We start from the raw sequence: 9,413 nt of genomic DNA on the forward strand, positions 1-9,413 counted from the left end.
ATCGCCTTGATCGCGCCCATTGTATTTCGCTCAATGCAGGGAATCTGCACCAACCCGCCCACAGGATCGCAGGTTAACCCGAGGTGATGTTCCATTGCAATCTCCGCGGCCATTAAACATTGCTCCACAGTACCTCCCGAAACCGCCGCCAGTCCAGCCGCCGCCATAGCCGATGAAACGCCGATTTCAGCCTGACAGCCGCCCATTGCAGCAGAAATCGTCGCGCCTTTCTTGAATATACTACCGATCTCGCCGGCAGTCAGGAGAAACTTGAAAATATCCTCTTCATTACCGCCGCAGAACGTGATATAGAACTGGATCACGGCCGGAATCACTCCCGCAGCTCCATTAGTAGGCGCAGTAACTACCCTGCTGTACGATGCATTCTCTTCGTTAACTGCTAATGCAAAGCAACTTACCCAGTCCAATGTATAATTGAAACCTGTGCCGCCGGCCCGGATTTTCTCAATCCAGTCTGCACAGCCGGCGCAATCCTGTTCTTTCAATAATTTTCGATTCAATTCGGCCGCTCTTCTCCTGACGTGCAAGCCGCCGGGCAATTCTCCTGCTACCTGACAACCATGAAAAATGCTGTCCTGCATCACCCGCCAGATCTGCATTAGATCTTGCCGGATCGTAGCCTCATCGCGCCACGCTTTTTCATTTTCCAAAACAATCTCCCAGAAAGACTTGCCTGACAACTGGTGCCATTTGAGAAGATCCGCAGCGTAGTCGATCGGGAATGGAAGCGAAATGGGACTTTTGCCCCCGCCTTGGTCCTCGCCTTCCTGAATCACAAATCCGCCACCGATTGAGTAGTATGTTTCCTCCAATGTGCTGTCAACACAATCCGCAATGAAGGTAAGTCCATTCGGATGGAAGGGGAGTGATTCGTTCCTGTGAAATACCACATGCTCTTTGGGGGAAAAGCGGATTTCCATTTCACCATGGAGCAAGGTAGTTTCCTGCATTGCAATGTCGGCGAGAATCTGGTCAATTGCCGCGGTTTCAATGGAAACCGGATCATAGCCGCTCAGGCCGAGGATCACCGCAATGTCGGTACCGTGCCCCTTTCCGGTTTTTGCCAGAGATCCGTACAAATGCACGTAAACGGAGCGCACCTGATCGAGCTTGCCGCGGGATTTCACCACATTCAGGAACTGCTGCGCAGCGCGCCACGGACCAAGCGTGTGTGAACTGGAAGGTCCGATACCAATTTTAAAAATATCGAAAACTGAAATTCTTTCTTCTTTCATCGGGTATAGTTGCAGGTCGTATTATCCTGCGATTGCGAACACAATTTACAACTGCTCACCGAGTTTACCGTATTTTTAAAATTGAACACGCAAATCGAGCATGATCGGCTTACTTTTGGAATCTAATTATAAAATGGATTTATGATTGCAGTAATTCAGCGGGTCAGCCGCGCTTCCGTTACAATTGACGGAAATGTGAATGGAGAGATCAGAACTGGCTTTCTTGTTTTACTAGGAGTTACTCACCTGGATACGGATGAAGATATTCAATGGCTGGGTAAAAAGATCGTGGGACTGCGCGTTTTCAACGATTCAGAAGGTAAAATGAACCTCGATTTACAAGCCGTGGAAGGTGATATTCTGCTGATCAGTCAATTTACACTGCACGCAAGTACTAAAAAAGGCAACCGCCCCTCCTTCATCGAAGCTGCGAAACCAGATATCGCCATTCCACTGTATGAAAAGATGATCAGGTTCCTGGAAACCGAAACCGGTAAACCAATCCAAACCGGCCAATTCGGAGCAGACATGAAAGTAGACCTCCTAAACGACGGCCCGGTAACGATTGTTATTGATTCGAAGAATAGGGTTTAGGAAAGGAAAATGGAGGAAAGGGAGGAAGGAGGAAAGGGAGTTTATGAGTTTTAAGTTTATGAGTAGTTAACTTTACTTCCTCCATCCTCCCTTTCCTCCATCCTCCAAAAAATCATTCACACATTCAATCATTCAAAATTAAAATATGACCATCCAACAAGCACAAGACGATGTCGACAAGTGGATCAAGACTTATGGAGTACGTTATTTTTCGGAGCTGACGAATATGACGATCCTAACTGAGGAAGTTGGTGAAATGGCGCGGATTATGGCGCGTACTTATGGGGATCAGTCTTTCAAGAAAAGTGATTTGGGGAAAGATCTGGGCGATGAAATGGCTGATGTACTTTGGGTACTGATCTGCATTGCCAATCAAACAGGCATTAACCTGACCGAAGCTTTGGAAAAGAATATCGCCAAGAAAACGGAGCGGGATAAAGACCGGCACAAGGCAAATGAGAAGTTGAAGTAAAACTAAAATTGCAAACCTATCGCAATGCGGCCAGGTGAAAGGTTTTGATAAAAGTAGGCGCTGGTTTCGCGCTGGCTGATTGTTTCATTGTACTGCTTTACAGCACGGTTCTTCTTGATTTTACCAGCCAGCATAACAGCAAATCCCGGAGTGGCGATGGCAGTACCAGCAAGCAGAATGACAGGTCCGGTAAGGGAAGTTTCATGCGCGCCCAATGTGACCAGCGTGCCCATTGCTTCCACGGATGCGATAGCACCACCTACAACAGCGACACCGCCGCCTGCAATTGCCACGATACCTCCCCTTCTTAAAATCCGCTGTCCCCTGGCGAACTTCTGATGTGCGACAGGATCCGCCTTTTCAAGCCAATACGCAACCTGTTCGGTTCCTATAAACTTTTTCTCTGCCCGATAACGTCCCAGCACGAGGTTAATCCTGGGATATTCATCCTGCGCAAATGCGCTTGCCTGCAAGACGAAAAGCATTGATAGAAAGAGAAGTAGCTTTGTTACCATATCACCCGTTTTGATGACAAGGTAAATAAAAACGCCCAACTTTCTGGAGCTGGTCCAAAAGTCGGGCGTTTCTGAGAAAAACTTATTCTCAATATTACATATCCAGCAGCAAACGCATTGGATCTTCAAGCAGTTGCTTCACCCTTACAAGGAAGCTTACCGAATCTTTTCCGTCAATCGTACGGTGATCGTATGAAAGTGCTACGTACATAATCGGGCGAACAACGATTTGTCCATCCACCACTACGGCACGCTCTACGATATTGTGCATTCCCAGGATAGCCGATTGAGGTGCATTGATAATCGGTGTTGACATCATTGAACCGAACGTTCCGCCATTCGTGATCGTGAAGGTTCCGCCAGACATTTCGTCCATGCCCAGTTTACCGTCACGGGCACGTACTGCCAGACGAACGATTTCCTTCTCAATTGCAGCAAAAGAAAGCGTTTCTGCATTGCGGATTACCGGTACTACCAATCCGCGCGGTGTAGATACTGCTACTGAAATGTCAGCAAAATCGTTATATACCAGCTCGTCACCATCGATAGAAGCATTAACAACAGGGAAATCCTTCAATGCAACAGTTACAGCTTTTACGAAGAATGACATAAAGCCTAGGCCAACTTCGTGCTTCTCCTTGAATTTATCTTTGAACTTGTTACGCAGATCCATTACCGGCTTCATATCCACTTCGTTGAAAGTGGTTAGCATAGCGGTCTCGTTTTTCACTGCTACCAGGCGGCGTGCGATGGTCTTGCGAAGCGAAGACATTTTCTCGCGGCGCTGCGAGCGCGCTCCGGCAGGAGCTGCTGCCGCAGGGGCAGAAGCTGGTTTCGAAGCAGGTGCACTGGCAGCCTGGGGAGCCGCAGCAGGCTTGCCTGCTTTCAATGCATCGTCTTTCATGATCCTGCCTCCTGAACCTGATCCGCTTACGTCTTTTGGATCAATGCCTTTTTCAGCAAGTATCTTGGCTGCAACCGGCGAAGCATGTTTTTCGCTGTATCCTTTTTCAGCAGGTGCGCTGGTCTGTGCAGGTGCAGATTGCTGCTGCGCCTGAGCAGGAGCGCCGGCACCTTGTTCGATCGTGCAAATCACTGCACCAATCGCCAAAGTATCTCCTTCCTGGCCAACGATCCGGAGGGTTCCGGCTGCTTCGGCTGGTAACTCGAATGTAGCTTTATCAGATTCCAGTTCGCAAAGGATTTCATCCAGCTCCACGTGGTCACCGTCTTTTTTGCTCCATGAAGCAATGGTAACCTCAGTAATAGACTCTCCTACTGTCGGCACTTTCATCTCGTATACTTTCGACGCACCGTTTGTTGCAGGCGCTACTGCAACAGCAGCAGGTTCAGCTGCCTTATCTTCCATTTTCTCAGCCGCTGGTTCTTCCGGTGCAGATGCCGCAGGAGCAGCTGCTTGCGGTTTGGCAGCTGGTGCTTGCGAAATGCCGTTTGATGCGGAATCAATCGTCGCGATCAGGTCTCCGATATTGAGCGTATCACCTTCCTGCGCTTTGATATGCAAGGTACCTTCTGCCTCTGCGGTTAGCTCAAAAGTTGCTTTATCTGAGTCTAGTCCACAAATGACCTCATCCATTTTCACAAAGTCCCCATCATTTTTGAACCAATTTCCTATCGTAACCTCGGTAATAGACTCGCCAACGGGCGGTACTTTTATTTCAATTTCAGCCATTTTATCTGCAATCTTGTTGTCGAATTAAGTCTTAATTTATAGGAACAATCATTCAAAAGCTCTTCTGATAATTTCCGCCTGCTCTTTCGCGTGAATCTTGGCAAAACCAGTCGACGGTGACGCGCTTGACTCGCGGGCGATTACCTGCAATGGTTTCGCGCCTTTGTACATCCGCAGCATAAATGTCCAGCCACCCATATTGAAAGGTTCTTCCTGTACCCAATATACTTTTGCATCAGTATACTGGTTCAAATGCGCATCGATCTGTGTTTGTGGGAACGGATGCATTTGTTCAAGACGAATAATCGCTACATCGTCCCTCTTCTCTGCCTGCTGCTTTTCGTAAAGTTCATAATACAGCTTGCCTGTGCAAAGAAGTACCTTTTTAACTTTTTTCGGATCAGCATAAGTATCACCGATGGTTTCTTGGAAAGAGCCGCTTACAAGGCTGTCAATCGGAGAAACACAAAGCGGGTGACGCAGCATTGATTTTGGCGACATCACGATCAGCGGCTTCCTGAATGGGAATTTCAGCTGACGGCGCAGCAAATGGAAGAAGTTAGCCGGTGTTGTCACATTGGCCACTATAATATTGTAGTTAGCCGAAAGTTGTAAGTAACGCTCAGGACGTGCATTCGAGTGCTCAGGTCCCTGGCCTTCATAACCGTGAGGCAACAACATTACCAGACCTGTCCAGCGGTCCCATTTCGTTTCGCTTGAAGTTACAAACTGGTCGATAATTACCTGTGTACCATTTGCAAAGTCACCAAACTGCGCTTCCCAGATCACCAGTGCATTCGGGTTCGCCATTGAATATCCGAACTCAAATCCAAGTACGCCATATTCCGAAAGCAGCGAGTTGTAGATCATAAACTGACCCTGACCTTCCTGAATATGTTGCAAACTGTTGTAAGCCGCATTGGTTTCCACATCGCGAAGCACTGCGTGGCGGTGTGAGAAAGTACCGCGCTGCACATCCTGCCCGCTCAGCCTTACGATATTTCCTTCTGAAAGGATTGAACCATAAGCCAGCAGCTCGGCAGTAGCCCAGTTCACTTCCTTTTTATCAAAGATCATCTGCTCACGATCTTTGAGCAGCTTGTCGATTTGTTTTAATCTATTGAAATTCTCAGGCGTTGAGATCAGCGCTTTTCCGATTTTTTCAAGAACATCAAGCGGCACGCCGGTTTCAGGTGATTTTTCAAAATCCTCCGGCTTCGACTTACGCAATGTATGCCACTCCTGTTCCAGCTTTGGTAACGTATAAGGCAATGCCTTTTGCTTCACCATATCCAGACGCTCCTGCAGCAGCTGCTTGAACTCTTTGTCCATATTAGCCGCCAGCTGCGCGTCTACATCACCACGGTCCGCAAGTGTCTTCTGATAAATCTCTCTTGGGTTCTGGTGTGTCTCAATCGACTTGTATAAAACCGGCTGTGTAAACTTCGGTTCGTCTGCCTCGTTGTGTCCGTGACGACGATAGCAAACCATATCGATGAAAATATCCTTATTAAACTTCTGGCGGTATTCCACAGCCAGACGCATACAGAATACAACTGCCTCCGGATCATCTCCATTCACGTGCAACACAGGCGCATCCACTATCTTGGCAATGTCCGTACAATAGATACTGGATCTTGCGTCAATAAAGTCGGTGGTAAAACCAACCTGGTTGTTGATCACAAAGTGAATGGTACCTCCTGTGTAATACCCATTGAGTGCCGACATCTGGGTTACCTCGTAAACAATACCCTGACCAGCAACAGCTGCATCCCCATGGATCAGCACAGGCAGCACGCGATCGTAGTCGCTATCGTACATTCCATCTGCGCGGGCGCGGATATAACCTTCCACTACCGGGTTCACCGCTTCCAGGTGGGAAGGGTTCGGAGCCAGCTTCATGTGTACTTTATGGCCCTCCTTGGTAGTAATCTGGCTAGCAAAACCCATGTGGTATTTCACGTCACCATCTCCCCAAACCTGATCCGGCAAATTACCTTCGAACTCGTTAAAAATCTGTCCGTAAGTCTTTTGCATAATATTGGCAAGCACGTTCAAACGACCGCGGTGCGCCATTCCGATCATCACTTCCACTACGCCCATTTCGGCGGCTTTGTTGATCATCGCATCCAGAGCAGGAATCGTTGTTTCTCCACCTTCCAGTGAAAAACGTTTCTGTCCCAGATATTTGGTATGAAGGAAATTCTCAAAAACAACAGCTTCGTTCAGCTTTGAAAGAATATGCTTTTTCTCATCTATGGAGAAGTCCATATTCAATGCCTCTTTCTCGATTTTCTTACGAAGCCAGCTCTTTTGTTCCCGGTCGCGAATGTAGAGATATTCGAAACCGATGTTTCTTGTATAAATCGTTTTAAGCGATTCTACGATTTCTCTTAAAGATGCAGGTCGCCCGAAAACTTCAACTCCGGCCTCGAAAACGGTATCCAGATCTTCCGGACCGAGGTTGAAATCGGAGATATCAAGTTGTGGACGACGGTCTTTTCTCTTCTGGATCGGGTTGGTAGTCGCCATTAAGTGACCACGTGAACGGTACCCGCGGATCAAATGGACAACTTCCATTTCTTTGCGGATACGGCCGGGATCTGACTTCCCGACTGTGGCAGCTTCCTTACCGGCAGCTGCTCCGTTTGTATGCCCGTTACCATTGACGGGATATTTTTGATAGAAGTCGAATCCTTCAAAAAACTTCTGCCAGCCCTCATCAACTGAGGTGGCATCTTGCTTGTAGGAATTGTACAATTCCTCTATGTAAGCGGCGTCGGAATTTGCTATGTAAGTGTATTTATCCATCACAAAAGTGATTATTTCATTTATGGCACAAAGGTACGAGACTTATGTAAAGATTACGAATAAAATCTCCTTTTAACTGGGTTTAAAAACATTTCTACTGCGTTATTTTTAATACTTATGAAATCCTTTGGGGTTTGGAACAAACTTTAGCATAAGTTCATGAATCCCTTTTGGACCGGTGTAGGAAGCATAAATCTGCTCTGCTGTACGGGTACTATAAAAATACCCCAGCCGCACATTTCTGCCCACCTGTACTTCGGCAGATAATTGTAGATAATCTACTTTTGACGAGAACGCCGTATATCCTCCTCCGGCCCGGTAAGAGGCTCCGATTCCTACTTTTTCACTCATCCATAATCTGGTACCAAAATCGAATCTGAGTTTCCTGTCTTTCTCCTGGACAAACAAAACATGAGGCAATAGCATAAGCTCATCGCCCAGCTCGTAGCTGCCTCCCGCCGTAATATACAATGGTCGACGGTATACCGCAGCCAGGGGTTGATTCCCAAAGTTCCCTTCCAGCAGCTCCGGTTTTGAAATGCCGAAATACAGTTTATCTGAACGCAGCCACGCTCCTATTCCAAACGAACCCACAGCTCTGTTGTTGCCGCCGTATCCACTTTGATCCATTACAGGCAATACATTAATGCCGCCTTGCGCGCCCAATCCGAGCTTCCAGTTGTCAGAAATTCCGAGGTGATAGGCGAAGGAAGCTGTAAATCCGGTCGTCGTGAAATAGCTTGTCTGGTCATTGAGAGCCTGAAAACCTATCCCGAACTTTCCATTCGCAACAGTCCCGTCTGCCGCAAAGGTCTGACTGGAAGGTGAATTGCGGATATTAAACCATTTACGGCGGAACATGGCGGTCATATTGAAGTCTTCACGCACACCCGTAAATCCCGGATTGACTGACATTGGATTTTGCAGGTACTGCTCATAAAGTACTTCCCGCTGCGCCGAGGCGGACTGACAAATTCCCGCCGCCAGCAAGGCACATAAGATTATTTTCTTCATTTTGTAATGTGTGTTCATGTTGACAGCTTTTTGTAAATAATGCTTCTCAGATACTAAAAATGGCAGAAGAATTGCTCTCCTGCCATCTTAATAACGTCTGCAATCAGACTTTATACTTGAAATTTTTCTTAAAAATCATAACCCAGTGTTACATAGGGTACTGCCTTTCCGGTATATCCATTATCAACGCCCCAGGCATAATCAAACTTAGCATAGAAGCCAAACAAGGTTGTTCTGACGCCCATTCCGTATCCCATTAGGTAAGGATTTTTATAGTTAGTAACCGTTGCGCGGAAAGGATCGTCTTCGGTACCGATGATCTGAGTATTCAAGCTGTTATTTTCGCTAAATGGCCCTTTTCCGGTCCAGGCTGTTCCGATATCTCCAAAACCAACAATCTGGAAGTTCCGCAGGAAGCTGGATGTAATTGCACCGCGATACAGGTATTTTACCAAAGGAATGCGCAATTCTGCATTGACGAGCATGTAGCTGGTTCCTGAAAGACGGTTCAAATTGAAGCCGCGCAGGTTGGTAGCAAAATCTGCAAAGAAAATATCCCGGTTATCCTTCTGGAAATTTAATGGGTTGTCGCCGGTACGGGTTTCTTTTTTATTCCCGATCCAGTTTTCCATTCCACCCAGTATGTTCTGTTTAGGTGCGCGACCGCCGGAGTGGCTTGCCGCTGCTCTTACCGCCAGGATCAGGTCGCGGTGCAATTTCTGATAATGCCTGAAATCCAAACTTACGCGATTGAAGCTCTCGTTTCCATTTGTAAGTCCCTGGTGCATATCATATCGTACTTTGAAACGCGTTCCCTCCATCATATTCATTCCGTTCACACGCGTATTATCGAATACATACTCACTACGCAATCCCCCGTAACTCGATGCGAGATCAGGATTTGGGAGTATATATACATCGATCATGCGGGTCGAGGTATACATGGGCGAAACAGAGAAGCGGCTTGTTGTAGAGAATGGGTACGAAGCTGTAAACATCAGCTGGTTGAACCGGTATTTCTGCGGCGCACCTTCCGTGTCTATGTAGAGGTTTTTCCT

8 protein-coding genes are annotated in these 9,413 nt (G+C 47.2%); 2 read left to right on the top strand and 6 right to left on the bottom strand.

Features of this window, described 5'->3' with window-relative positions; all coding sequences use genetic code 11:
- Window positions 1-1,256: L-serine ammonia-lyase (locus ACTIE6_RS27830; RefSeq protein WP_439559744.1), on the bottom strand; the 1,256-nt coding region annotated here is incomplete at its 3' end.
- 141 nt (window positions 1,257-1,397) lie between these two features.
- On the opposite strand from ACTIE6_RS27830, the gene dtd reads away from it, so the two are divergent.
- Together dtd and ACTIE6_RS27840 are read left to right on the top strand one after the other, a co-directional pair.
- Entirely contained in the window at window positions 1,398-1,850 is a 453-nt protein-coding gene (dtd, locus tag ACTIE6_RS27835; protein WP_439559745.1) for a D-aminoacyl-tRNA deacylase, read from the top strand.
- 145 nt (window positions 1,851-1,995) lie between these two features.
- Window positions 1,996-2,322, top strand: a complete 327-nt coding sequence (locus ACTIE6_RS27840; protein ID WP_056282838.1) for a nucleotide pyrophosphohydrolase — start codon at window positions 1,996-1,998, stop codon at window positions 2,320-2,322.
- Between the two features lie 2 nt (window positions 2,323-2,324).
- Here ACTIE6_RS27840 and ACTIE6_RS27845 read toward each other — a convergent pair whose 3' ends face one another.
- From ACTIE6_RS27845 to ACTIE6_RS27865, 5 genes are all read right to left on the bottom strand, one after another.
- A complete protein-coding gene (locus tag ACTIE6_RS27845; RefSeq protein WP_439559746.1) occupies window positions 2,325-2,837 on the bottom strand; it encodes a hypothetical protein in 513 nt (170 codons plus the stop codon).
- 94 nt (window positions 2,838-2,931) lie between these two features.
- On the bottom strand, window positions 2,932-4,530 hold the full coding sequence (odhB, locus tag ACTIE6_RS27850) for a 2-oxoglutarate dehydrogenase complex dihydrolipoyllysine-residue succinyltransferase (RefSeq protein WP_439559747.1): 1,599 nt from the start codon (window positions 4,528-4,530) through the stop codon (window positions 2,932-2,934).
- Between the two features lie 48 nt (window positions 4,531-4,578).
- A complete protein-coding gene (locus ACTIE6_RS27855) occupies window positions 4,579-7,341 on the bottom strand; it encodes a 2-oxoglutarate dehydrogenase E1 component (RefSeq protein ID WP_439559748.1) in 2,763 nt (920 codons plus the stop codon).
- Window positions 7,342-7,449: 108 nt separating this feature from the next.
- Entirely contained in the window at window positions 7,450-8,355 is a 906-nt protein-coding gene (locus ACTIE6_RS27860) for a PorP/SprF family type IX secretion system membrane protein (RefSeq protein WP_439559749.1), read from the bottom strand.
- A gap of 128 nt (window positions 8,356-8,483) precedes the next feature.
- Window positions 8,484-9,413: BamA/TamA family outer membrane protein (locus ACTIE6_RS27865; protein ID WP_439559750.1), on the bottom strand; the 930-nt coding region annotated here is incomplete at its 5' end.

It is taken from the genome of Dyadobacter sp. (assembly GCF_051859145.1).
Lineage (GTDB): Bacteria > Bacteroidota > Bacteroidia > Cytophagales > Spirosomataceae > Dyadobacter.